Annotated in this window: 21 protein-coding genes and 1 pseudogene; 11 read left to right on the forward strand and 11 right to left on the reverse strand. The window is 68.6% G+C overall.

Translation table 11 applies throughout. The annotated features are described in order from the left end of the window. Positions 1 to 202 precede the first annotated feature (202 nt). Positions 203 to 1,747 (reverse strand): AMP-binding protein, encoded by a 1,545-nt coding sequence (locus tag IT779_RS33000; protein ID WP_196153410.1) that lies wholly within the window; start codon positions 1,745 to 1,747, stop codon positions 203 to 205. Between the two features lie 430 nt (positions 1,748 to 2,177). Between IT779_RS33000 and IT779_RS33005 the strand changes: the two genes are divergently transcribed. The 5 genes from IT779_RS33005 to IT779_RS33025 all read left to right on the forward strand — a co-directional run bounded on the left by IT779_RS33005 (position 2,178) and on the right by IT779_RS33025 (position 6,037). Then, a complete protein-coding gene (locus tag IT779_RS33005; RefSeq protein ID WP_196153483.1) occupies positions 2,178 to 2,369 on the forward strand; it encodes a ferredoxin in 192 nt (63 codons plus the stop codon). Between the two features lie 111 nt (positions 2,370 to 2,480). Continuing rightward, entirely contained in the window at positions 2,481 to 3,572 is a 1,092-nt protein-coding gene (locus IT779_RS33010; protein WP_196153411.1) for an amidohydrolase family protein, read from the forward strand. Positions 3,573 to 3,592: 20 nt separating this feature from the next. Next, on the forward strand, positions 3,593 to 4,738 hold the full coding sequence (locus IT779_RS33015; RefSeq protein WP_196153412.1) for an amidohydrolase family protein: 1,146 nt from the start codon (positions 3,593 to 3,595) through the stop codon (positions 4,736 to 4,738). Continuing rightward, positions 4,738 to 5,157 (forward strand): Rieske (2Fe-2S) protein, encoded by a 420-nt coding sequence (locus IT779_RS33020; RefSeq protein ID WP_196153413.1) that lies wholly within the window; start codon positions 4,738 to 4,740, stop codon positions 5,155 to 5,157. The genes IT779_RS33015 and IT779_RS33020 overlap by 1 nt, the downstream gene beginning before the upstream one ends. Before the next feature lie 13 nt (positions 5,158 to 5,170). Further along, the gene (locus tag IT779_RS33025; RefSeq protein WP_196153414.1) at positions 5,171 to 6,037 is read left to right on the forward strand and encodes an alpha/beta fold hydrolase; all 867 of its coding nucleotides are present in this window, start codon (positions 5,171 to 5,173) and stop codon (positions 6,035 to 6,037) included. An 11-nt stretch (positions 6,038 to 6,048) separates the two neighbouring features. On the opposite strand, the gene IT779_RS33030 is transcribed toward IT779_RS33025, so the two are convergent. Further along, entirely contained in the window at positions 6,049 to 6,540 is a 492-nt protein-coding gene (locus tag IT779_RS33030) for a hypothetical protein (protein WP_196153415.1), read from the reverse strand. A gap of 69 nt (positions 6,541 to 6,609) precedes the next feature. Between IT779_RS33030 and IT779_RS33035 the strand changes: the two genes are divergently transcribed. From IT779_RS33035 to IT779_RS33045, 3 genes and pseudogenes are all read left to right on the forward strand, one after another. Then, positions 6,610 to 7,917: an NADH-ubiquinone oxidoreductase-F iron-sulfur binding region domain-containing protein gene (locus IT779_RS33035; RefSeq protein WP_196153416.1), complete on the forward strand. Its 1,308-nt coding sequence runs from the start codon at positions 6,610 to 6,612 to the stop codon at positions 7,915 to 7,917. After that, a pseudogene (locus IT779_RS38310) lies at positions 7,914 to 8,100 on the forward strand (ferredoxin); the annotation flags it as partial. The gene IT779_RS33035 and the pseudogene IT779_RS38310, both read left to right, overlap by 4 nt. Before the next feature lie 276 nt (positions 8,101 to 8,376). Further along, entirely contained in the window at positions 8,377 to 8,568 is a 192-nt protein-coding gene (locus IT779_RS33045) for a ferredoxin (RefSeq protein WP_196153418.1), read from the forward strand. 59 nt (positions 8,569 to 8,627) lie between these two features. Here the strand turns inward: IT779_RS33045 and IT779_RS33050 are convergent, their stop codons facing one another. Further along, a complete protein-coding gene (locus IT779_RS33050; RefSeq protein ID WP_196153419.1) occupies positions 8,628 to 9,803 on the reverse strand; it encodes an acyl-CoA dehydrogenase family protein in 1,176 nt (391 codons plus the stop codon). Then, positions 9,787 to 10,779, reverse strand: a complete 993-nt coding sequence (locus tag IT779_RS33055; protein ID WP_196153420.1) for an acyl-CoA dehydrogenase family protein — start codon at positions 10,777 to 10,779, stop codon at positions 9,787 to 9,789. The genes IT779_RS33050 and IT779_RS33055 overlap by 17 nt, the downstream gene beginning before the upstream one ends. Before the next feature lie 254 nt (positions 10,780 to 11,033). On the opposite strand from IT779_RS33055, the gene IT779_RS33060 reads away from it, so the two are divergent. From IT779_RS33060 to IT779_RS33070, 3 genes are all read left to right on the forward strand, one after another. Continuing rightward, positions 11,034 to 11,693: a TetR/AcrR family transcriptional regulator gene (locus IT779_RS33060; protein ID WP_196153484.1), complete on the forward strand. Its 660-nt coding sequence runs from the start codon at positions 11,034 to 11,036 to the stop codon at positions 11,691 to 11,693. Between the two features lie 40 nt (positions 11,694 to 11,733). Next, positions 11,734 to 13,341, forward strand: a complete 1,608-nt coding sequence (locus IT779_RS33065; protein WP_196153421.1) for an FAD-dependent oxidoreductase — start codon at positions 11,734 to 11,736, stop codon at positions 13,339 to 13,341. Positions 13,342 to 13,585: 244 nt separating this feature from the next. Next, on the forward strand, positions 13,586 to 14,062 hold the full coding sequence (locus tag IT779_RS33070; protein WP_196153422.1) for a DUF4254 domain-containing protein: 477 nt from the start codon (positions 13,586 to 13,588) through the stop codon (positions 14,060 to 14,062). A gap of 192 nt (positions 14,063 to 14,254) precedes the next feature. Here IT779_RS33070 and IT779_RS33075 read toward each other — a convergent pair whose 3' ends face one another. Genes IT779_RS33075 through IT779_RS33105 form a run of 7 tightly spaced genes read right to left on the reverse strand, consistent with a single transcriptional unit; the run spans position 14,255 to position 22,177 of the window. Continuing rightward, the gene (locus tag IT779_RS33075) at positions 14,255 to 15,697 is read right to left on the reverse strand and encodes an MCE family protein (protein WP_196153485.1); all 1,443 of its coding nucleotides are present in this window, start codon (positions 15,695 to 15,697) and stop codon (positions 14,255 to 14,257) included. A gap of 2 nt (positions 15,698 to 15,699) precedes the next feature. After that, complete coding sequence (locus IT779_RS33080) at positions 15,700 to 16,851, reverse strand: MCE family protein (RefSeq protein WP_196153423.1); 1,152 nt, start codon at positions 16,849 to 16,851, stop codon at positions 15,700 to 15,702. Further along, positions 16,848 to 18,104, reverse strand: coding sequence for an MCE family protein (locus tag IT779_RS33085; protein ID WP_196153424.1), 1,257 nt, complete (start codon positions 18,102 to 18,104; stop codon positions 16,848 to 16,850). The genes IT779_RS33080 and IT779_RS33085 overlap by 4 nt, the downstream gene beginning before the upstream one ends. After that, positions 18,101 to 19,123 (reverse strand): MCE family protein, encoded by a 1,023-nt coding sequence (locus IT779_RS33090; protein WP_196153425.1) that lies wholly within the window; start codon positions 19,121 to 19,123, stop codon positions 18,101 to 18,103. Before IT779_RS33090 ends, IT779_RS33085 begins: the two co-directional genes overlap by 4 nt. 1 nt (position 19,124) lies before the next feature. Further along, on the reverse strand, positions 19,125 to 20,147 hold the full coding sequence (locus IT779_RS33095) for an MCE family protein (RefSeq protein ID WP_196153426.1): 1,023 nt from the start codon (positions 20,145 to 20,147) through the stop codon (positions 19,125 to 19,127). Next, positions 20,144 to 21,319, reverse strand: a complete 1,176-nt coding sequence (locus IT779_RS33100) for an MCE family protein (RefSeq protein WP_196153427.1) — start codon at positions 21,317 to 21,319, stop codon at positions 20,144 to 20,146. Before IT779_RS33100 ends, IT779_RS33095 begins: the two co-directional genes overlap by 4 nt. 12 nt (positions 21,320 to 21,331) lie before the next feature. Further along, positions 21,332 to 22,177: an MlaE family ABC transporter permease gene (locus IT779_RS33105; protein WP_196153428.1), complete on the reverse strand. Its 846-nt coding sequence runs from the start codon at positions 22,175 to 22,177 to the stop codon at positions 21,332 to 21,334. Between the last annotated feature and the right edge of the window lie 3 nt (positions 22,178 to 22,180).

Below are 22,180 nucleotides of genomic sequence, written 5' to 3' on the forward strand. Positions count from 1 at the left end.
TTTGTCGGTCGGGGGGGGGGGGGGGGGGGGGGGGGGCGCGGGGGGGCCGCCCCGGGGGGGGGGGGGGGGGGGGCCGCCCGGGCCCGGACTGTCACGCACCGGATCGACTCGACGAAGCGAACTCTGGTTCTCGGTCCGGAGCTGCGATGACAGCGCAATTCCGGCAACCACTTGAAACAGTCATTCGCTTCTATGAAGAATCCTATTCTCGCATGGAGGATGTCGCAATCCCCTGTCGGATCAGATGTTTCTGAACCTTGCCGCTCGGCGTGCGCGGATAGTCGTCGACCTCGGACAACCGCTCCGGCCACTTCTGGCGCGCCACGCCTGCGGCGGCGAAATGTTCGCGGATATCGGTCACCGACGGGAGCGCAGCGCCCGGCCGCACCCGTACCACCGCACCGACGACCTCGCCGAAACGCGCGTCGGGAACGGCGACGACCACGGCCTCCGCGATCGCGGGCAACTGGGCCAACACCTCCTCGACCTCGAGTGCGCTGATGTTCTCGCCGCCGCGGATGATCACGTCGGATTTGCGGTCGGTGATCGTCAGATGGCCGTCGGCGTGCAGCACTCCGATATCCCCGGTGCGATACCAACCGGTCGCGTCGAAGGCACGCTCGGTCAATTCCGGGTCGAGGTAGCCCAGGCACAGATCCGGGCCTCGGCTGAGGATCTCACCGTCCTCGGCGATGCGGATCTCGACGCCGGGCATCGGCCTGCCGTCGGTCTCCAGGCGTTCGAACTCCGGCGCCGAATACCGGGAGGCGGTGATCGACGGATGTTCGGTGCTGCCGTAGGCACGGAACGGGTGCAGGCCCATTCCCGCCAGCCTGCGGGTCACCGAGACCGGCACCGTCGAACCGCCGAGGCCGACGTACTTCACCCGCGACATGTGTTCGGGCGTGAATTCCGGATGGTCGAGCAGGCTGGTCACGAAGTAGGGCGGGCCGCCGCCGACGGAAAGGCCGTACTCGCGCATCAACGCCAGCGCCCGGCCCGGCTCCCAGACGTCGGTCAGGTGCACCGGTTTCCCGTGCAGCAGCGGGATGAGGAACGCCCCGACCATGCCGATGAAATGGCCGACCGGGGTCGCGGTCAGGTGCGCGCTGTCGTCGAGTTCGTTCTGCTCGGCGAGCTGCCTGGTCTCGCAGCCGAGGGTCTGATGGCTGTGCACGACGCCCTTGGCCGCGCTGGTGGTGCCCGAGGTGAAGGCGATCAGCGCCGGGGCGCCCGGATCGACCGGGAGCACGCCCGCGAGCGGTTCGGCCGCCGAGAGGTCGTCGAAATCATCGCCGACCACGCCGACGATCGGCACCTTCGCCCGCACGCCGGGATCGAAACTCATCCTCGGGAACGCCGCGGCGGTGACGAAGACCTTCGGCCGCGCCGACTCGATGATGTGGTCGAGTTCGCGGCGCCCGTAGAAGTGCACGATCGGCACCGTCACCGCGCCGAGCAGCGCCGAGGCATAGAAGGTCGCCGCCGCTTCCATCCAGTTGGGGAGTTGGAAGGCGATCACGTCGCCGGGGCCGACGCCGCGCGCCCGCAGCCCCGCGGCGAGCCTGCGCGCCGCGTCCTCGACCTCGCCGAAGGTGCCGTGCCACGGCCGGATCTCGGAGTGCACGTGGAATTCGACGGCGCGGGCGCGCGCGAGGTGCTCGGTGAGCAGCTCACCGAGCGACTCCCGGCGCCACCAGCCCTCGGCCTCGTATCGGACTCTCAGGTCTTCGGGGATCACTCGCATTCGACCGCCGCTCCGGTACCGGCGCGCACCGGTCGCGCGCCTGGGATATCGCGATCGCCCCGGCGCCGCGCGGCTCGTCGTCCGCACTCGGCGGTCGGGAATCACGACGTGTTGAAAATAGCATTCTCATCAGTTGCGAACGTCAATCTTCAAAATTGAGTAGCGGCACCTCGCGGACCGAGGGTCCCTTCGAGCGAAGGCCATAAGTCACCTCTCGATCGCCGCTGGTCAAGCAAACCTTGCAGGTCGACGCGGAGGTAGAGTAACGTTCTCACTAGACGCAAGGAGGATTCTTGCGGCGTGTGAAGGTCGCGGTGACCATGAGCACCGGGAGTACCGAGCACCGGGAGTGCCCAGCCCGGACGGCATGACTTCCGAGGGGTGTCGGGCCGGACGCCCCGATCACCACCTACTCGAAGGGATGCCGACAGTGAAGGTCAAGGTCGACTCCGAACGGTGTCAGGGACACACCCTCTGCGCGATCAACGCGCCACACGCGTTCGAACTCAGCGATATCGACGGACACGCCACGCCCGCGTTCGACAGTGTGCCCGCCGACCAGCAGGAGCAGGTGCGCGAAGCGGTGCGCTCGTGCCCGGAGCGCGCCATCTCGCTGTCCTGACCCTCGCGGGGTGAGTGGAACAGCCCCCGCGCGCCCCCGACCACGGTGCGTCGGCCTCCCACCGGCGCCGCAGGCATGACCACGCGTTCGCGCGCTCACCGGAGATAACGAATGAGACTGCTTCCCGACGGCACGAGCACACCGATCATCGACGCCAGTGTGCACATCTTCTTCACCTCGAACCGCGATATGCGCGGGTTCCTGCGCGAACCGTTCAAGAGCCGAGGCGTCCCCGATGCCGAGATGGACTGGTACGGCGCGCCCGGCGGTGAGTACGCGAAGGGAACGCGCGGCGCCGAACGCGGATATCCGGGCTCCGACCCGAGTTTCGTCGGCGAGCAACTGTTCGGCGCACGCGGCGTCGACGTGGCGATCCTGCATCCCATGACCCGAGGCATCCTGCCCGACCGGCACCTCACCACCGCCGTGCTCGCCGCGCACAACGAGATGATGGTCACCCGGTGGCTCGAATCCGGCGAATACTCCTCGCGTTTCCGCGGCACCATCCGGGTCAATCCCGAGGACATCCCCGGCGCGATCCGCGAGATCCAGAAGTGGGGCGACCATCCCGGCGTCGTGCAGCTCGGCATCCCGCTGCAATCGCGCGAACTGTACGGCAAGCCGCAGTTCTGGCCGCTGTGGGAAGCCGCCGTCGAAGCCGGACTTCCGGTAGCCGCCCATATCGAGACCGGTGAGAGCATCGCGTTCCCGCCGACGCCGTCCGGGCACACCAGGACCTACGAGCAGTACCTGGGCTTCATGTCGCTCAACTACATCTACCACCTGATGAACATGATCGCCGAAGGCGTGTTCGAGCGGCTGCCCGAGCTGAAGTTCGTCTGGGCCGACGGCGGCGCCGACCTGCTCACCCCGTTCACCTGGCGCATGGATACCTTCGGGCGCCCGCACCTCGAACAGACCCCGTGGGCGCCGCGGATGCCGAGTGACTACCTGCCCGGCCACGTGTACTTCGTCCAAGGCAGCCTGGACGGCCCCGGCGACTCCGAATTCGCCTCCGAGTGGCTCGATTTCACCGGCAAGGACGACATGGTGATGTTCGGGTCGAGCTATCCGCACTGGCATGCGGGCGATATCGACGCGCTGCCAACCACGCTCACCGCCGCACAGCGCGAAAAGCTCTGCTGGCGCAACGCTTCCGAACTCTACGGGATCGACATCCCGGCCGAGCTGGTCACCGAGTAGTCGCGAACAAGGAGACGATCATGACGCTGGCACACGAGCAGCACCGCACCCCCGCGCCCGAGACCATCGCGGTCCGTGTCGTCGACTCCGACGTGCACCCGGTGCCGCGGCGGCGCGAGCTGGTGGAATACATCCCCGAGCCGTATCGCAGCAAGCACTTCCTTTCGCACCGCGTCGGCGAGACCATCATCTACGACGCGCCCGACTACGCGCACTCCTATGCGATGCGGGTCGACACCTTCCCCGCCGACGGCGAATTCCCCGGCAGCGACCCGGATCTGGCATTCCGCCAGTTGATCGTGGAAGCGGGCTCCGACATCGCGATCCTGGAGCCGACGGTCAAGGCGACCCGCCTGCCCGAGGCGACCCAGGCGCTGGCCACCGGCATCAACCACTGGCTGGCCAACCACTGGCTGGACTCGAAGAACAACTGGCATCAGCGCTGGCGCGGCTCGATCTGCGCGGCCATCGACGACCCGGCGAACGCGGTACGCGAGATCGAGCACTGGGCCGGGCACCCGTACATGTCCCAGATCCTCATCAAGGCCGAACCCCGACCCGCCTGGGGCGACCCGAGATACGATCCGATCTGGGCCACCGCCGTCAAACACGACCTGGTGGTGAGCTGCCACCTCGGACGCGGCGCCTACGAGACCATGCCCATGCCGCCGGTCGGATTCCCCAGCTACAACCACGATTTCATGGTCACCTACTCGCTGCTGGCGGCGAACCAGATCATGAGCCTGATCTTCGACGGCGTGTTCGACCGGTTCCCGTCGCTGCGGATCGTGTTCGTGGAGCACGCCTTCAGCTGGATTCTGCCGCTGATGTGGCGCATGGACGCGATCTATGCCGCGCGCAAATCCCATGTGAGCATCGGCCGCAAGCCATCGGAGTACGTGAAGGAGCACATCCGCTTCACCACCCAGCCGCTGGACTACCCGGAGGACAAGACCGAACTCACCCGGGCGTTCGAATGGATGGAGGCGGACAAGATCCTGCTGTACTCCTCGGACTACCCGCACTGGACCTTCGACGATCCGCGCTGGCTGGTCAAGCATCTGCCGCCCGCCGCGCGCGACCGGGTCATGTACAAGAACGGCATCGAGACATACCACCTGCCCGAATTCGTCCCCGCCATCGAGGGGCAGAGGCGGGTTCTCTGATGACGACCTCGGAATCAGCGAACCCCGAACCATCGCCCGCCGAGCGTCCGCGCCTGGCCCAAGGCCGCGAGCACGTCGTGGCGACCGTGGACGAGATTCCGCCGGGCTCCTCGAAAGTGGTGCCGATCGGCAGGCACGGCGTCGGCGTCTACAACGTGAACGGCACCTTCTACGCCATCGCGAACTACTGTCCGCACGAGGGCGGTCCGCTGTGTGCGGGCCGGGCGCGCGGGCGCACCGTCGTGGACGAATCCGTGCCGGGCGACGCGGTCATGGTGCGGGACAAGGAATTCATCTACTGCCCGTGGCACCAGTGGGGTTTCGAGCTCGCGACGGGCACGACCGCGGTGAAACCGGAGTGGAGTATCCGCACCTACCCGGTGCGCGTCGTCGGCGACGATGTCGTCGTCATGGCTTGAGAGGAGTCGGTTCATGCCCTCGGTGGAGGTCAACGGCGGCAATGTCGTCTACGAGATCCTCGGTGACTCCGGCGATCTCGTGGTGATGACGCCGGGCGGGCGCTTCGGCATGGACGTGCCGGGGCTGCGGCCGCTGGCCGATGCCGTCGCCGCGGGCGGCTACCGGGTCCTGTTGTGGGACAGGCCCAATTGCGGCGCCAGCGACGTGCAGTTCTACGGACAGACCGAATCCCATATGCGCGCCGAGACGCTGCACGGCCTGCTGACCGCGCTCGACCTCGGACCCTGTGTGCTCGCGGGCGGTTCCGGCGGCGCGCGCGACTCCATGCTCACCGCGATGCTGTACCCGGAACTGGTCACCAAACTGGTGCTGTGGAATATCGTCGGCGGCGTCTACGGCATGTTCAACCTCGGCTCCTACTACGTGCTGCCCAGTTTGCAGGCCGTGCGCGCGGGCGGGCCCGCGATGCTGCCACGGCTGCGCGAATGGCGCGAGCGCATCGCGGCCAATCCGGACAACGAGGCGCGCCTGCTCGGGCTCGACCGCGAACAGTTCGTGAAACTGTCGCTGCGCTGGCTCAACGCCTACGTGCCTCGGCCCGGTCAGACCATTCCCGGCGTCGAGGACGAGATGTTCGAGCGGATCCAGGTGCCGACCTTGATCATTCGCGGCGGCGCGAAGGATCTCGATCACCCCAAACGGGTTTCGCTCGAGGTCGGCTGCCTGATCGAGGGCTCGCAGGTGGTGGATCCGCCGTGGCCCGAGGACGCGTGGGAACAGGCCATGGAGGACCGCGCGACCGGAAAGATCGACCGCTACAACCTGTTCGACACCTGGGTGCTCGCGGCTCCGACGATCCTGAAGTTCCTGGACGGGTGATGACCGGGCGTTCACCGGGTCAGGATCTGCACCTCACAGTTGAGCGAGGCCTCGAGCGCGGTGTGTATGCGGCTCTCCGGCACCCGCTCGAGATCGGCCTCGCGCACCGTCACGACCACCACGTCGAAGCCGTCGGCGTCGACCGAGCGGGTGATGTCACCCGCGAGGCCGAAACCGGCGAGCACACCGTGGGCGTCGTCATCGGTGCCGCGGCTGATGAAGGTCACCGCGCCCGCCGCCGGTTCCGTGCCGAAGGCCAGCGCGCACAACTCGGTCAACACGCGGAGCGCGGTCTCTGGATCGTCGGTGCCGACGAGCAGTTGGATCTCCCGCTTGCCCGCGGCGGCGCCCGCCTGCGCGACGCGTTCGGCCAGACCGGCGTCGTGCACCTCGGCCGCTTCGGTAGCCGCGGCTTCGCGCAGCGCGGCCAGTCCGTCGGCCAGCCGTGCGGCGGACAGCCCGCGCGCCGGGTCGACATCGATGCGTACTACCGCGGTCCTCATGGCGGCAAGCCTAACCGCAGTCGCCGATCACGATGCGGCGGAGTCGAATTCCACCCGAAAGGGGTTGTCATGCAAGGAACCTTCGAACCGGTCGGGACCGTGGTCGCGACCCCGGTCCCCGGCTGCACGCCGCGTTTGCTGCACGACAGCACAGGGGTCGAGGACATCGCCGCCTACACCGCGGGCGGCGGCTACGGCGCGCTCGGATCGGTGCCGGATCTCCTCGCCGAGGTCAGCGCGAGCGGCCTGCTCGGACGCGGCGGCGCGGGCTTCCCGATCTCGGTGAAACTGTCCGGGGTGCGGGCGACGCACCTGCGCGGGCGCGAGACCGTGGTGGTCGCCAACGGCGAAGAGGGCGAACCGGCCTCGGTCAAGGACAAGTGGCTGATGCGCCGCCGCCCGCACCTGATCCTGGACGGACTGCGCCTGGCGGCCGCCGCGGTCGGCGCGCGCCGGGCCTTCGTCTACCTGTCCGACGCCGAATCCGAGCGCGCTGTCGACCGGGCGCTGACCGAGCTCGACGCGGCCGGGCACACCGACGTGGTGATCGAACGGGTCACGGTGACACCGGGTTACGTGGCAGGTGAGGAGACCGCCGCGATCCGGGCGATCAACGGCGGACCCGCCAAACCCTCCGACAAGCCGCCGCGCCCGTTCGAGGAGGGCGTGGACGGCGTCCCGACGGTGGTCAGCAATGTCGAGACGCTGGCCCATCTGCCTTTCATCGCGCGCCACGGCGGCGCGGCCTTCCGCTCGGCGGGCACCGCAGGCTCCCCCGGCACCTTCCTGGCCACCGTGACCGGCGCGGGTCGCCCGCCCGCGCTGTACGAACTGCCGCACGGAACGAAGGTCACCGACCTGCTCGCCGTGCACGGCGTCGACCCGGCTCGGGTGCGCGGCGCGCTGGTCGGCGGCTATTTCTCGGGTCTGGTCGACACCGCGATACTCGGCGCGACGCTGGATCACGAATCGCTGCGCGGCATCGGCGGCGCGCTCGGCTGCGGCGCGCTGGCGTTGCTCACCGACGAATGCCCGGTGGCCACGGCCGCGTCCGTGCTCGCCTACTTCGACCGGGAGAACGCGGGCCAGTGCGGTTCGTGCTTCAACGGCACCGCCGCCATGGCCGCCGCCGCGGGCGCGCTCTACCACCAGGTCGCCGACGCCGAGGATCTGGCGCGACTGCGGCGCTGGTCGGTGGTGCTGCGCGGGCGCGGCGCCTGCGGAACCCTCGACGCCGCGACCAATGCCGCCGCGAGTCTGCTCGCCCGTTTCGCCCCCGAGGTGGACGCGCACCTGAGCCGGTCCTGCGCGGCGTGCGCGCAGGCGGCCCCGCTCCCGATCCGTCCGTTCGCCGTGGAAAACGGAGTGCTCTCATGAAGATTCGGCTCGATCGCACGATGTGCGACGGATTCGGCATCTGCGCCAAGCACGCGCCCGCGCACTTCCCGCTCGACGACTGGGGTTACGCCTCGCTCGAAGGCGACGGCGTGATCGCGCCCGAGGACCGCGACGGGGTGCTGCGCGCACTGCTGGACTGCCCGGTGCACGCGATCATCGCCATGCGCGAACCCGAGAACGCGACCCCGACGGAACCGGCGGCAGTGTCCACTGCACAATCGGAGCCCACTGCACAATCGGAGCCTATTGCACAATCGGAGGCGGACACCGCGACGCCCGAGTCCGCCACGGCCGGGCATCCGGCTGCCGACGCGGCGGCGCAGCCCTCCGCCGCGACGGTGCGGGCGCGGGCGGAACAGCCGACCCGATGACCCGCACCGCGACCAACCCGCCGCGACCGGGCGCCCGCCCGCCGCACACCGTCACGAAGGGGACGATATGAAGGTCGAGGTCGATCTCAAGATCTGTGAGGCCAACGCGATCTGCATGGGCATCCTGCCCGAGGTCTTCGATCTGGACGACGACGATCGGCTGCACATCCTGAACCCGGATGTGACCGCCGACAACGAGTCAGCCGTGCGCGACGCGGTCGCGCAGTGCCCGCGCGCCGCGCTGACGATCACCGAATGACAGACGAGGGGGCGGGCGGATAATCCCGCCCGCCCCCTCGCGTTTCGTCCGCGCGCCGCTCAGCCGCGCGGCAGTCCGAGCACGCGCTCGGCGACGATATTGCGCTGGATCTCCGAGGTGCCGCCCGCGATCGTGCCCGCGAAACTGCGGAGATAGCGTTCGAACCAGCCTGCCGCCGAGTTCTCCAGGCTGAACGCGCTGTGGCGGGCCGTGGTGTCGGGATGCGAGAGTCCCGCGATGCCCGCCGCCGCCAAGGCGTGCTCCGAAGCCCGTTGCACCGCTTCGGAACCCAGCAGTTTCAGCACCGAGAGGCCAGCCCCGTCGTCCTCGCCGCGCGCCGCCTTCGCCAGCGCGCGCGAGCCGAGCAGATGCAGTGCCTGCGCATCGATGGCCAGCGTCGCGTAGCGATCGTCCTCGAGCGGCGTCGCGGGCTCGAAATCCTCGAGCAGTCCGTCCAGGCGCTGGGCGAAACTCATCCACAGCAGGTTGCGCTCGTGCCCGAGCGACCCGTTGGCGACCCGCCAGCCCTTGTGGAGTTCGCCGACCAGGTTCTCGGCGGGCACCCGCACCTCGGACAGGAAGACCTCGTTGAAGTCCAGCTCGTCCGGATCGGTGATGGCGGCGAACGGGCGGCGTTCCACACCGGGCAGGTCGGTGGGGATCAGCAGCGCCGAGATGCCCTTGTGCTTGGGCGCGTCGGGATCGGTGCGCACGAAGGCGAGCAGCACGTCGGCGTCGTGCGCGCCCGACGTCCACACCTTCTGGCCGGTGACCACGAAATGGTCGCCGTCGCGCACCGCCTTGGTGCGCAGCCCGGCCAGATCCGATCCGGCGCTCGGCTCGCTCATGCCGAGCGCGGCGGTGAGCTCGCCGCGCAGGATCGGCACCGCCCAGCGGCGCTGCTGTTCGGGGGTGCCGAAGGTGATCAGCGAGGCCGCGATGATGCCGACGCCCTGCGGGTTGAAGTTCTCGTAGACGCCGCGGCGCGCCAGTTCCTCGCGGTGCACGTACTGCTGCAGGATTCCGGCGTTGCGCCCGCCGAACTCGGGCGGGTTACCCGGTACCAGCCAGCCGTGGTCGAACTGCACCTGCTGCCAGCGCCGCGCCCAGTCGGGGACGTGCGAGGTCGAGGTCGGCCGTTCGCCCGCCGCGCTCTCCGGCGGCAGGTGCTCATCGAGGAAGGCGACGAACTCGGCGCGGAAATCCTCCACGTCGCGGTCAAATTCGAGCTGCACGGTACTCCTTCGCGATCGTCGCGCGGTGTTCGTCGCCACCGCCGAGCAGCAGGTCGGCGGCCTTGGCGCGCTTGAGGGCGAACTGCAGGTCGTTCTCCCAGGTGTAGCCCATCGCGCCGAACAGTTGCAGGCCGTGGCGGAAGACCATGGCCTGGCATTCGCTCGCGGCCGCCTTGGCCATGACCGCGGCCAGATGCCCGCGCGGGTCGGCGGCGGAGATGGTCAGCGCGGCCCAGTAGGTGAGGGCGCGGGCGCGTTCGACGGCCACGTGCATATCGGCGGCCTTGTGCGCGACCGCCTGGAAGGAGCCGATCGGCACGCCGAACTGCTGCCGTCCGCTGACGTGCTCGACGACCAGGTCGAGCACCCGCTGGCTCGCGCCGACCACGGTGGCGGCGAGTCCGGTCAGGGCGACCGCGCGGGCGTCGCGCACATTGCTGTCGACCCGGTCACCGGCTTCGACGCGCACGTCCTCCAGGGTCACCCTGGCGATGTGCAGTACCGGGTCGAGCGCCGAGATGCGATGCGCTCGAACCCGATCGGCGGCGATCACGAAGACGCCCGCGCCGGTCACCACGGCGAGGTTCTCGGCACGGTCGCCGTCGAGGACCAGTGCGCTGCCCTCCAGGGTCCAGCCCGCGCCGACGCGCCGCGCCGAGATCCCCTCGTAGATCGCCGCGCCCGCGGCCTCCGGCGCGTCGCCGCCAGCCAGTGGCGCGAACTGCGTGGTGGTGGCGAGGAAGGGGGTGGGATCGGTGGCCCGGCCGAGCTCTTCCAGGACGATGGTCAGCTCGACGGCTTCGGCGCGCTCGGTGAGCGCGGTCCAGCCCTGCTGGAGGTAGGACTTCCACAGCGGCCTCGGGTCGGCCCCGCGGTCCACGACATCCCGGATCAGCGTCGGCGGGCAGTGCTTGGCGACCACGTCGCGCACGGTCTTCTGCCACAGTCGCTGATCGGAGTCGAATTCGAGCAACATCCGATCGTCCTCCCCGACGGCCGCCGGATCCCGGCTGCCGTCGTGCCATGAGAATGTGATTCTTATATTAGGATAGTATTGATTTCAGAAAATGGGATACTCCTGGACAGGAGAGGCAGAATGCTAATTCCATCTCGGTCGCGTGCCATGCCGTTCCGGTTCCGCGCCGGGCGGAACCCGGGTTCGGGTCGCTCGTGACCCGGGCCGACGGCGTGCGCAACGGCGCACACGAGGACCGCACCGGCGACGACGCGATGTGGCGCCAGCGCGCGGTCGAGCGATCGCTGCGCACCGCCAAGGTGCGCGCGGGTGTACGCGTGCAACGCTTCCTCGACGCGGCGCAGGCGATCATCACCGAGAAGGGCAGCACCGACTTCACCGTGCAAGAGGTCGTCGACCGCTCACGGCAGTCGCTGCGCAGCTTCTACCTGCAATTCGACGGCAAACACGCACTGCTGATGACGCTCTACGAGGACGCGCTCGGCAAGACCGTCGAGCAGATCCGCGCGGCATCGGGCAACGGCGCGGACCCGGTCGAACGGCTGCGGACCTCGGTGCAGCTGCTGTTCCAGCTGTGCCGACCCGACCCGCAGGCGCGCAGGCCGCTGTTCACCGAATTCGCGCCGCAACTGCTGAGTTCGCATCCGGTGGAAGTGCGGATGGCGCACGCCTCCCTGTTCGCGCTGTTCGACGATCTGGTCGCCGACGCCGCGGCCGCCGGCATGCTGCACGGCTCCATCGCGCCGCGCAGGCTCGCCGCCATGATCATCCACACCGTGATGTTCCTGTCCCAGGCTCCGAGCGTCGAGGCGCTGCCGACCACCGCCGAAGAGGTCTGGGAGTTCTGCGCGCGCGGCATCGCGATCGACCGCCCCGCCGCGGCGGGCGCCGAGCACTCCCGCGACGAGCACTGAGGCTCGCGCGTCACCCGAATACCACCCCAGGAGAGCGACGATGGCGTACGTCATCACCCAGAACTGCTGCAAAGACGCCAGTTGCATAGCCGCCTGCCCCGTCGACTGCATCCGCCCGGCCGAGGACGACGGCACGACGGCGGGCACGCAGATGCTGTTCATCGACCCGGAGACCTGCATCGACTGCGGCGCCTGCGCCGAGGAATGCCCCGTCGACGCGATCTACTCCGAGTACGACCTGCCTCCCGAGATGGCTCGCTTCGCCGAGATCAACGCCGCCTACTTCCGGCACCACCCGCTCGAGCCCGGCCTGCTCGCGCCGCTGTCGGCGCCCGCGTCGCTGCCGCGCGGCGCGCTGCGGGTCGCCGTGGTCGGCGCGGGGCCCGCGGCCTGCTACGCGGCCGCCGGACTGCTCGAGATCGGCGGCGTCGAAGTCGATGTGTTCGAACGGCTGCCGACCCCCTACGGTCTGATCCGCGCGGGCGTCGCCCCCGATCACCAGCGCACCAAGTCGGTGGTGCGGATCTTCGACCAGGCCTTCGCCGACAGCCGCTTCGGCTGCCACCTGAACGTGGAGATCGGCCGCGACCTGACCCACGCCGACCTGTTCGCCCACCACCACGCGGTGATCTACGCCGTTGGCGCGTCCGCGAGCCGCGACCTCGACATCCCCGGCGAGCAACTGCCCGGCCATCACGCCGCCGCCGATTTCGTCGGCTGGTACAACGGGCACCCCGACCACGTCGGCCACGTCTTCGACCTGTCCGGCGAGCGCGCGGTGATCGTCGGCAACGGCAATGTCGCCCTCGACGTGGCCAGGGTGCTGCTCATGGATCGCGACGCGCTGCTGGCCACCGATATCGCCGACCACGCGCTGGAGGCGTTGGCGCAGAGCAGGATCGAGGAGGTCGTCGTCCTCGGCAGGCGGGGGCCGCGCGAGGCCGCGTGCTCACTCGGCGAATTCCACGCCCTCGGTCACCTGCCCGGCATCGATGTGATCATCGACGGCGGCGACCTGGAACCGAACGCCGACGACGATGTCGAGACCACGCTCAAGCTGGAGCTGGCGCGCGAATTCGCGGAGCGTCCGCACACGCCGGGCAACAAGCGCATCGTGTTCCGCTTCCTCAGCTCGCCGACCGAGATCGTCGGCACGGAGCGCACCGAGGGGCTGCGGGTGGTCCGCAACTCCCCCGACGGCGAGTCCGAGGTCATCGAGACCTCGCTGGTGCTGCGTTCCATCGGGTACAAGGGCCGGTCGGTGGACGGACTGCCCTACGACGCGGCCTCCGGCACCGTGCCGCACGCGCACGGACGCGTGGTCGACGGCTCCGGCGCGCCGCTGCCAGGGGTGTACGTGACCGGCTGGATCAAGCGCGGGCCGCGCGGTGTGATCGGCACCAACCGGGCCTGCGCCGCCGAGACGGTGGCCTCGCTGCTCGAGGACTTCCGCGCGGGCACGCTGGATCGGGCGATCCCGGATCGGGCGGCGTTCGAGGAGCAGATGGCCGCGCGCGGTTCGGACGCGGTCGACTGGAAGGGCTGGCGGGCCATCGATGCCATGGAGAAACAACGCGGCACCGCGGCGTCACGCCCGCGCGTGAAGTTCGTCTCGGTCGAGGAGATGGTGGCGACGGCTCGCCGGTGACGTTCTTACAGAACGTCATTATTACAATCCGAGAACTTGATTTCCGCTGGTGGTAGGATCATATCCACGACCCTGAGCCGGGTCGGGGAACACACCGGAGTGAACCGATGGCGCAGCTTTCCACCACATCGATCAGGGGCGGCGGTCATACGACACCGCCCCCGATTCCTCGCGCCGCGCCACCGCGGAACCTCCCTGGCCCGATCACGGCGCTAGCGGGCGCACGCCTGCGAGGGGGCGGGCGGTGACCTCGGTGGAAAGCAGATTCACACCCGACCCGCACACCCCCGACCCGTTCGCCGAACCGGAGACCTACTTCCCCTCCGCCGAACTGCTCGCCGCCATCAGCGGCCACGCCGCCCCCACCCACCCCATCGTCCGCTGGTGCGTGGACCTGGTCGACCTACACCGCGATGGCGCCTGCGAAATCGCCGCCCGCCGCCGCTCCGAAATCATCCACGACATCGACATGTGGACCAATCACCATGTCCCCCAACACCTCAACGGCTCCCGCCTGCACACCGAATCCATCGGCGCGGTGATCGACAAGATCGCCAGAGCCTACACCCGCTTCCAAACCGCCATCACCCAGCACGCCCCCGGCGACCCCCGCGTCCACGGCGCCTGGCACTGCGTAGCCGAACTCGTCGTCGCCTACAAGGATCTCGCCGCCGAAGTAGTCCGCGGCCAACGCCGCCTACCCGACCGCTCCCCGGACTGAACCGCGAGCGACCGGGTCCTGCGGGCCGCCCGCGGCAAGTCCACCGTCGAGCGACATTCCCATCGGTCCGACCCCCGGACTCGACTGGCGTCTTCGCACGCCGCTACCGAAAGCCCGTCCCACCGAGGACATTCGCCGAGTGCGCACACCGCGACTGTGTCGCCGCCACTTCGCAGTGGCGGCGGCCGGATCTCAGTGCGGCATCATCGAGGTCCACGGGCGATTGGACGAGGGTGTCACGAGATCGCCTTGCTGGTATAGCTTTCCGTCCGAACCCAGGTAGTTTCCGGTGCGGGGATCGTAGTTCGCGGCGCCGAAGGAGGCGGGGGTCGCGGTGCCCGGTGACGAGCCGCCGGTGCTCGCACTGGGAACGGGGCGCGCGTCGGGGGGTACGCCTTGGCTTTCCAGGCCGGGATCGCGCGGGTATGGGCCGATCAGTGGCTGGTCGGTGGCTACCGGTTCGAACTGCTTGTCGCTGTTGCATTCCTCGGCGGTGGCGGCGCGCTTGCCCGGCACCGCCGCGCAGGGGATGTTGCGGGCGCCGCGGACCGCGATTCCGGAGTCCTGCGGGAGTTTGCAGTAGAGGCCGTCGGGGGTGTCGATGGTTGTGGTGTCCTCGGGGGAACGCCAGGCGGTGGGCGGGAGGAAGCCGACGGTGCAGGCGGGCGGGTCGGAGATGCCGCCGAAGCGGAAGGTGCCGAGGCCGAGACCGGAGGCGTTGCGGTTGGGCTGGACCGCCTGGATCATCGAGATCGAGGGCGGCAGAAGCACGAGGGTCTGTTCCAGGCCCGCGTTGTAGGTCACCGCGAGCTGCCCGATGCTCGACAGGTTCGCCAGCAGCACCGGCAGGGTCAGTTCGACGGACTCGAACAGCTTCCTGGCCTCCCCCGCGAAACCGGGACCGGTCTGTAGCAATGTCCTGACCTGCGGGTCGTCGGTGACGAGTTGGCCGGTGACGCCGGCGAGGCTGCGCGTCCAGATCTGGATCGCGTCCAGCGACTCGGCCTGCGAGCCGAGCAGCGGTTCGGCGTCGCGCACCAGGCCCGCGGTTTCGCCGGAGACCTCGTCGAGCCGCGCGGACAGCGTTTCGGCGGAGGTGAGCAGCGAATTCATCTCGTAGCCCGCGCCGTTCACGCTCTTGAACAGTTCGTCGAGCAGGGCGTGCAGTTTCTCCGTGGGAATGGTGCCGACCAGCGCGCTGAGCCGATCCAGCATGGGGCCGACGGCCTGCGGGATCTTGGTGTCGGTCATGTCGATCACCGACCCGTCGTGCAGGTACGGTCCGCCGTCGACGCGCGGACGCAGGTCGACGTACTGTTCACCGACCGCGGACACGCTGCGCACCTGCGCCTCGAGGTCGACGGGGATGTCGTGGGAGCCGTCGATCGCCAGGGTCGCCCGCACGCCGTCGCGGGTCAGCCCCACCGCGGTGACCTTGCCGATCTCGACGCCGCGATAGGTGACGTTGCCGAACCGGTACAGTCCGCCGCTGGCGGGCAGGTCGACGTAGACGGTCATGGTGCCAACGCCGACCAGGGTCGGCAGCCGCATGTAGACCGTCGCCATCACGATCATGCCGATCACCGACAGGATCGAGAAGGTGACGAGCTGGAATTTCACGAACCGTGAGAGCAACATCAGCGTCCTCCCTGCGGCGCCGGGGCGGGCTCGATGCCGACGCCGAGCGGATTCCTGGTCTGCGTGGCGTAACCGGGGTCGCCGATCGCGGCCTGCACGACGGCGGTCGGGTCACCCCACGGCGTACCGAGCAACAGTTCCTTGCGCAGGCGCGGCACGGTCAGGTCGACGGTCGCGTGCAGGTTGATGTAGTCGCCGCGCACCGCGCGGTCGATCGTCTTCTGGCCGTACGGGTAGACGGTCGCGTACGCCAGCGCCGCGTTCAGTTTCGGCCCCACGTCGGCGATCGCTTTCAGGGTCGGTTCCAGATTGCTCAGGTTGGTCACCAGATCGGTGCGCACTTCGCGCACCACGCCGGTGGCGGTGTCGCTGAAGATTCGCAACCGGTCGAGGGCCGTGGTGAGGTTCTGGCGTTGCGACACCAGCACTTCCAGCGATTTCGGCAGTTCGTTCAGCGCGTCGGTGAGTACGTCGCGCTGCACGGCGAAGGTGGCCGCGAGACGTTCGAGATTGCGCATGGTCGCGACGATCTGGTCGCGCTGGTCGTCCAGGGTCCCCATGAAGGTGTCCAGGCGGGTGATGAGCGCCGAAACTTGTTCCTGGCGACCGTCGAAGGCGTCGCCGAGGTCGGCGATGATGTCGCCGATCTGGCCGAGTCCGCCGCCGTTGACCACGACCGACAGGGAGGCCAGGGTCTGCCCGGTGGACGGGAAGGTGGAGGACTTGTTCAGCGGAATCGTCGACCCCGAGGCGAGTTTGCCCGCGGGCGGCGTGCCGTCGGGGGTGTTCAGCGCCAGGTGGCTGGAACCGAGCAGGCTGGTCTGGCCGATGGTGGCTACCACGTTCGCGGGTACCTCGGCGTCGTGGCGCAGCGAAACCTCGACGGCGGCATGCCACCCCGATCGCTTGATCGCGCTCACGCTGCCGACCACGACGTCGTCCACCAGGACCGGTGAATTCGTCACCAGCGTACCGACATTGGCCATCTCGACGGTGATCACCGTGGCATCCGAACCCCGCCCCTGCGCACCGGGCAGCGGCAGCGATTCCACCCCGCTCCATGCGCAGCCCGAGGTGACGAGCAGGCCGACGCCGATCAGTGCGGCGCCGCAGCTCTTGACAAGTCGAATTATTCTGTCGCGCAAGGTCATCGCCTCCCGCCGGGGAACAGGATGTCGGTCAGGTTCGGCAGCGGCGCAGGCGGCGGCCCCTGGGTTTCGACCTCCTGCGGGATCAGATCCGGTTCGGTGTAGATGAGTTCGTCCGGCGTCGGTCCCGGCCCGATGATCGGGGTGAGCGGCACCGGCAGATAGTTGAAGCTGAGCAGCGGCAGCACCGGACCGAGGTAGCGGCGGCAGCGCTCCGCCGACTCGGCCGCCGTCCCGGTGCCGAGGCTGGCGATGGCCGAGCAGACGAACTGCACGGGATTGGAGAAGTTGTTCACCACGAAAACACCGGCCTCGGTACCCGTTTGCGGGGTGTAGATGTTGTAGAAGTTCGCCATGCTCGTCGGGAAGATGTGCAGCAGTTGCTCGAGATCCTTGCGGTTGTCCACCAGGTTCTGGGTCACGTTCACCAACCGCTGCACCTGCTCGCTCGCGCGGTCCCGGTTCGCCACCACGAAGCGCTGCACATCCTGCACGGCCACCGACAGATTGCTGAGCGCGGCATCCAGATCCGACCTGCTGTCGTTCAGCACGCCGGTCAGCGAGGCCAGGCGATTCTGGAACTGCACGATTTGCACATTGCTGTCGCGCAGCACCGTGACGAACTGCTGGAGGTTACGGATCGTGGCGGCGATGTCACCGCTGCCATCGGCGAGAATCCTTGCCATCGAGGACAATTGGCTCACGGTCTGGCGCAGCTTGTCGCCGTTGCCCGCCAACGCGTTCGCGGCGCTGTCGATGAAGCGGCCCATGGAACTCACCGCACCCGAACTGTCCGCGCCGAGGCCGTCGGGTCCGAGATCGGTGGACAGCCTGGTCAGCTGGGTCTTGATCTCGTCCCACTCCACCGGAACCGCGGTGCGCTCCAACGGAATCACCGCGCCGTCGGCCATGGTCGGACCGCTGCCGCGATAGGACGGGGTCAACTGCACATAGCGGGAGTCGACCAGGCTCTGCGCGATGATCACGGCCTTCGCGTCGGCCGGGATCGACACCGAGCGGTCCACGTGCATGACCATCTCGACGGTGGCGCCCTTGGGTTCGATATCGGCGATGGTGCCGACCTTCACGCCGGCGACGCGCACCTCGTCGCCCTTGTAAATGGCTGTGGCGGTCGCGAATACGGCACGGATGGTGTCGGGTCCGAAGACCAGCCGCCAGCCCGCGAAGGCGCCGACGAGCAGCACGGCGGCGACGGTGAGCACGCCCGCGGCGCGCAGGATCGATTGACGGGTCATCGCGGCGGCTCCGGGGTCGCGACCGTTGGCGCAGGGGGGAAGGCCAGGTCGATGATCGGCTGTACGAGGTCACCGGGCAGCAGGTTGGCGACGAAGGCGTTGTAGAAGGGGCCGTTGGACACCGCCTCGCCCTGGGTGAGCGCGACCTTGGCCAGACCGGGCAGCGCGGCGGCGATATTGTCGCGGTTCTTCTCCAGCATCGCGGCCACCGAATTCAAGCGGTCGAGCGTCGGCCCGAGTTCGGCCTCGTTGTCGGCGACCAGCCCCGAGAGTTGCTGGGCGACGGCCGCGGTGTTGGCGAGCAGGTCGACGATCGCCTGACGCCGTTCCGCGAGCACCTGCAGCAGCGAATTCCCGTTCAGTATCAGGGAATTGAGCTGCGTGCCGCGTTCGGCGAGTATCCGGGTGACATCCGAGGTCGCCCCGAGCAGTCCGCGCAGCGATTCGTCGCGGCTGTTGATGGTGCGCGAGAGCGCAGTCAGCCCGTCGAAGGCCGGGCCGAGTTGCGGGGCGATCTGATCAAGGGTCGAGGACAACAAGGTCAACGAGCTGTTGAGCGCCTGGGTGTCCATCTCGGTGACATTGGTGGTCAGCTCGCCCACCGCGTCGGTCAGCGAATACGGCGAGGACGTGCGCTCGACCGGGATCACGTCGAACGGGCGCAGCTTGTCGGGCCCGTCGGAGACCAGGGTCAGCATCCGCTTGCCGAGCAGCGATCCGGTCTTGATGTGGGCGCTGGTGCCGCCGCCGAGCACGATCGAGTCGTCGACGGCGAACACCACCCGCGCGTCGCCGTCTTCCAGCGACACCTTCGCGACGCGGCCGATCTTCACACCGGACAGCACGACGTCGTCGCCGACGGCGAGTCCGCCCGCCTCGGTGAAGACCGCCTCGTAGCGCACGGTGCTCAGCCAGGTGATGAACTTCTGTGATTGCAGCCCGATGAGGATGACGCTGACGATCAGGACGATGCCGATCACGCCGTGGCGGGCCAGGTGCGTTCCGCGGTACTGGAGCATGTTACGGGCTGCACCTTCCTGTCTTCTGCTCGATGGCGGGCAACTCGATCACCTCGCCGCTCGGGTCGTTGAGGCGCACCGAGAGCGCGCAGATGTAGTACTGGACGAAGTTGCCGTACGCGCCGGTGCGCACCAACTTGCGGAAGTTCTCCGGCGCGCGTTGCAGGGCCGCGTCCAGGGTGGCCTTGTCGTCGTCGATGAGCGGAGCGAGCCTGGACAGCTGCTCGATGGTGCCCGCCAGCGGCGGGCGCGCGGTGGTGAGCAGATCGGCGATGGTCGCGGTGCCGACGTCGAGCGAGTCGACGGCGGCGCCGATCGGGTCGCGTTCGCCCGCGAGTTCGGTCACCAGTTGTTCCAGGCGGCCGATGGTTTCGGAGAACTGCGCGCCGTCCTCGGACAGCGTGCGCATCACCGTGTTCAGGTGGTCGATCAGGTTCTGCACGACCTCGTTGTTGTTCGCCAGCGCCGAGGTGAACGAAGCGGTGCGGGCGAACAGCGAGTTGATGGTGCCCTGCTTGCCCTGCACGATCTCGAGCAACGACCAGGTCAGCGAGTTCACCTCGCGGGCGTTGAGCCCCTGGATCACCGGTTTGAGGCCGCCGAGCAGCAGATCCAGGTCGAGGGCGCTCGCGGTGCGCTCCAACGGGATTCGCGCGCCCTCGGGCAGGATGCCGCCGTCGCCCGCCTCGTCGGTGAGCTCCAGGTAGCGGTCGCCGACGAGGTTGAGATAGCGCACCGACACCTTGGTTCCTGTGGTCATCGCGACCGAGCGATCGGCGTCGAAATCCACCAGCACCCGGTGGTCGTCGCGCAGTTCGATCCCGCGCACCTTGCCGACCTGCACGCCCGCGATGCGCACGGTGTCACCCTTGCGCAGGCCGGACGAGTCCGCGAACACCGCGGAGTAGCCGACGGTGTCGCCGGTGCGGTACTGCCCGAACACCAGGATCAGGAATCCGGACAGCACGACCATGACCACCGCGAAGGCGCCGAATTTGAGCAGCGGGGTGTCGCGTGACTTCATCGCGTTCCTCCCGTGGCGGGCGCCGGTGCGCTCGCGGGCCCGAACAGGGCCTGCGGCAGGGTGTCGACGTTCAACTTCAAGCCGGGGGTGCTCTTCTCGAAAGGATTGGCGCCGGTGTCGGCGACCACGAACGGCGGTTTCTGCTCGTAGCCCACCGGCAGCATCGAGCACTGCGACCCGCCGCTCGCGGCCACCTTGGGCAGACTGTTCGGATAGGTGTAGGACTCGGTGCCCCAGAGGAATCCGGCCGAGAGGCCGAGTCCGGGCACATCGACGCCGGGTGAGGTCGACAGCCAGCCGAATCCGGCGAGCGAGCAGTGCAGCGCCTCGTGGTACTCGGCGGTCAGCGAGGTCGTCGGCACCAGCAGGTCCATGGTCCGCACCAGCGCCGGACCGTTGGCGTCGAGCACCCGATTACCGGTATCGGCCAGCCCGATCAACCCGACCAGCATGGCGTCGAGGTTCTTCTGTTCGTCCACGATGGTCCGGCTGATCCCGGCGGCATTGCCCGCGGTGACCACCAGATCGGGCGCGGCGTTCGCGTATGCCTCGGCCACCGGCGGCGCGAGCGCGAGATCGTTGCGCAGCGCGGGCAGCGTCGGCTCCAAAGTGGCCAGGAAGTGCTCGAGATTGCCGAGCGTCTGGCCCAGTTGCGCGCCGCGCCCGTTGGTGGCCGCGGCGATCGCGCCGAGCGTCTCGTTCAGCTTCTCCGGCTCGATCTGCCCGAGCACCGTGGTCAACTGTTCGAAGACGGTGTTGATCTCCACCGTCACCCGCTGCGCGTCGAGCACCTGACCGGCCGCCAGCGTCTTGGTTTCCGGCCGGTCCGGCGGGATGAACTGGACGTACTTGGCGCCGAAGACAGTCGTGGAGGCGATGTCGACGGAGATGTTCGACGGAATCATGCGCAGCTCACCGCTGTTGATCGCGAGCGTGATCTCGGCGAGCCCGTCGGAGCGCTCGTCGATGGACTCCACCTTTCCGACCGTGACCCCGCGCATCTTCACGTCCGCGTCGGGATTCATCACGAGACCCGCGCGCTGCGACAGCACCGTCACCCGCACGGTGTCGGTGAAGCCGCCGCGGAACATGATCATCGCCACCACCACGATCGCTACCCCGAGCAGGAGCGAGACCAGCCCGGCCAGCGGGCGCACCACATTGTGTACCAACCCCGCGCCCCTTTATCCGGAGAGATCGAAATTGCCGTTGGCGCCGTACACCGCCAACGAGACCAACAAGGTCACCGAAACAACCGCCACCAGCGACGTGCGCACCGCGTTGCCGACGGCGATGCCGACACCGGAGGGTCCGCCGCTGGCGAAGAATCCGTAGTAGGTGTGAATGAGCAGGATCGTCAACGCCATCGCCATCGCCTGCACGAACGACCACATGAGGTCGATCGGGTTCAGGAACGTCGAGAAGTAGTGGTCGTAGAGACCCGATGACTGCCCGAGCAGGAACACCGTGGTGAACCGGCTCGCCAGGAACGACCCGACCACCGCGAGCGCGTAGAGCGGGGTGATCACGATCATGCCTGCCACGATCCTGGTGCCGACCAGATACGAGATCGGTTCGATCGCCAGCGATTCCAGCGCGTCGATCTCCTCGTTGATCCGCATCGCGCCCAGCTGTGCCGTCGCGCCCGCGCCGAAGGTGGCCGCCAACCCGATGCCCGCGACCACCGGCGCGGAGATCCGCACGTTGATGAACGCCGCGAGGAATCCGGTCAGCGCCTCGATGCCGATATTGCCGAGCGAACTGTAGCCCTGCACGGCCAGGATGCCGCCCGTTGCCAGGGTGAGGAATCCGACGATCACCACCGTGCCGCCGAAGACCGCGAGCGCGCCCGCGCCCATGCTGGTCTCGGCGATCAGCCGCAGCGTCTCGCGACGGTAATGCCACGCGGCCGACGGCGCGTACCCGATGGCCCTCAGGTAGAACAGCGCGTGGTCGCCGATACTGCCGAGACTCGCCACCGGCTTGCGGATACGGCGGATCGTCTTGGGATAGCGTGCCGTCAGTGTCACCGA

Source organism: Nocardia bovistercoris, from assembly GCF_015674855.1.
GTDB classification, from domain to species: Bacteria; Actinomycetota; Actinomycetes; order Mycobacteriales; family Mycobacteriaceae; genus Nocardia; species Nocardia bovistercoris.

Excerpts from the sequence above, each read along its gene's own strand:
- IT779_RS33000 (WP_196153410.1), bottom strand. The coding sequence starts at position 1,747 with ATGCGAGTGATCCCCGAAGACCTGAGAGTCCGATACGAGGCCGAGGGC.
- IT779_RS33015 (WP_196153412.1), top strand. The coding sequence starts at position 3,593 with ATGACGCTGGCACACGAGCAGCACCGCACCCCCGCGCCCGAGACCATC.
- IT779_RS33030 (WP_196153415.1), bottom strand. The coding sequence starts at position 6,540 with ATGAGGACCGCGGTAGTACGCATCGATGTCGACCCGGCGCGCGGGCTG.
- IT779_RS33085 (WP_196153424.1), bottom strand. The coding sequence starts at position 18,104 with ATGACCCGTCAATCGATCCTGCGCGCCGCGGGCGTGCTCACCGTCGCC.
- IT779_RS33090 (WP_196153425.1), bottom strand. The coding sequence starts at position 19,123 with ATGCTCCAGTACCGCGGAACGCACCTGGCCCGCCACGGCGTGATCGGC.
- IT779_RS33035 (WP_196153416.1), top strand. The coding sequence starts at position 6,610 with ATGCAAGGAACCTTCGAACCGGTCGGGACCGTGGTCGCGACCCCGGTC.
- IT779_RS33060 (WP_196153484.1), top strand. The coding sequence starts at position 11,034 with ATGTGGCGCCAGCGCGCGGTCGAGCGATCGCTGCGCACCGCCAAGGTG.
- IT779_RS33065 (WP_196153421.1), top strand. The coding sequence starts at position 11,734 with ATGGCGTACGTCATCACCCAGAACTGCTGCAAAGACGCCAGTTGCATA.
- IT779_RS33025 (WP_196153414.1), top strand. The coding sequence starts at position 5,171 with ATGCCCTCGGTGGAGGTCAACGGCGGCAATGTCGTCTACGAGATCCTC.
- IT779_RS33055 (WP_196153420.1), bottom strand. The coding sequence starts at position 10,779 with ATGTTGCTCGAATTCGACTCCGATCAGCGACTGTGGCAGAAGACCGTG.
- IT779_RS33020 (WP_196153413.1), top strand. The coding sequence starts at position 4,738 with ATGACGACCTCGGAATCAGCGAACCCCGAACCATCGCCCGCCGAGCGT.
- IT779_RS33080 (WP_196153423.1), bottom strand. The coding sequence starts at position 16,851 with ATGACCTTGCGCGACAGAATAATTCGACTTGTCAAGAGCTGCGGCGCC.
- IT779_RS33095 (WP_196153426.1), bottom strand. The coding sequence starts at position 20,147 with ATGAAGTCACGCGACACCCCGCTGCTCAAATTCGGCGCCTTCGCGGTG.
- IT779_RS33010 (WP_196153411.1), top strand. The coding sequence starts at position 2,481 with ATGAGACTGCTTCCCGACGGCACGAGCACACCGATCATCGACGCCAGT.
- IT779_RS33045 (WP_196153418.1), top strand. The coding sequence starts at position 8,377 with ATGAAGGTCGAGGTCGATCTCAAGATCTGTGAGGCCAACGCGATCTGC.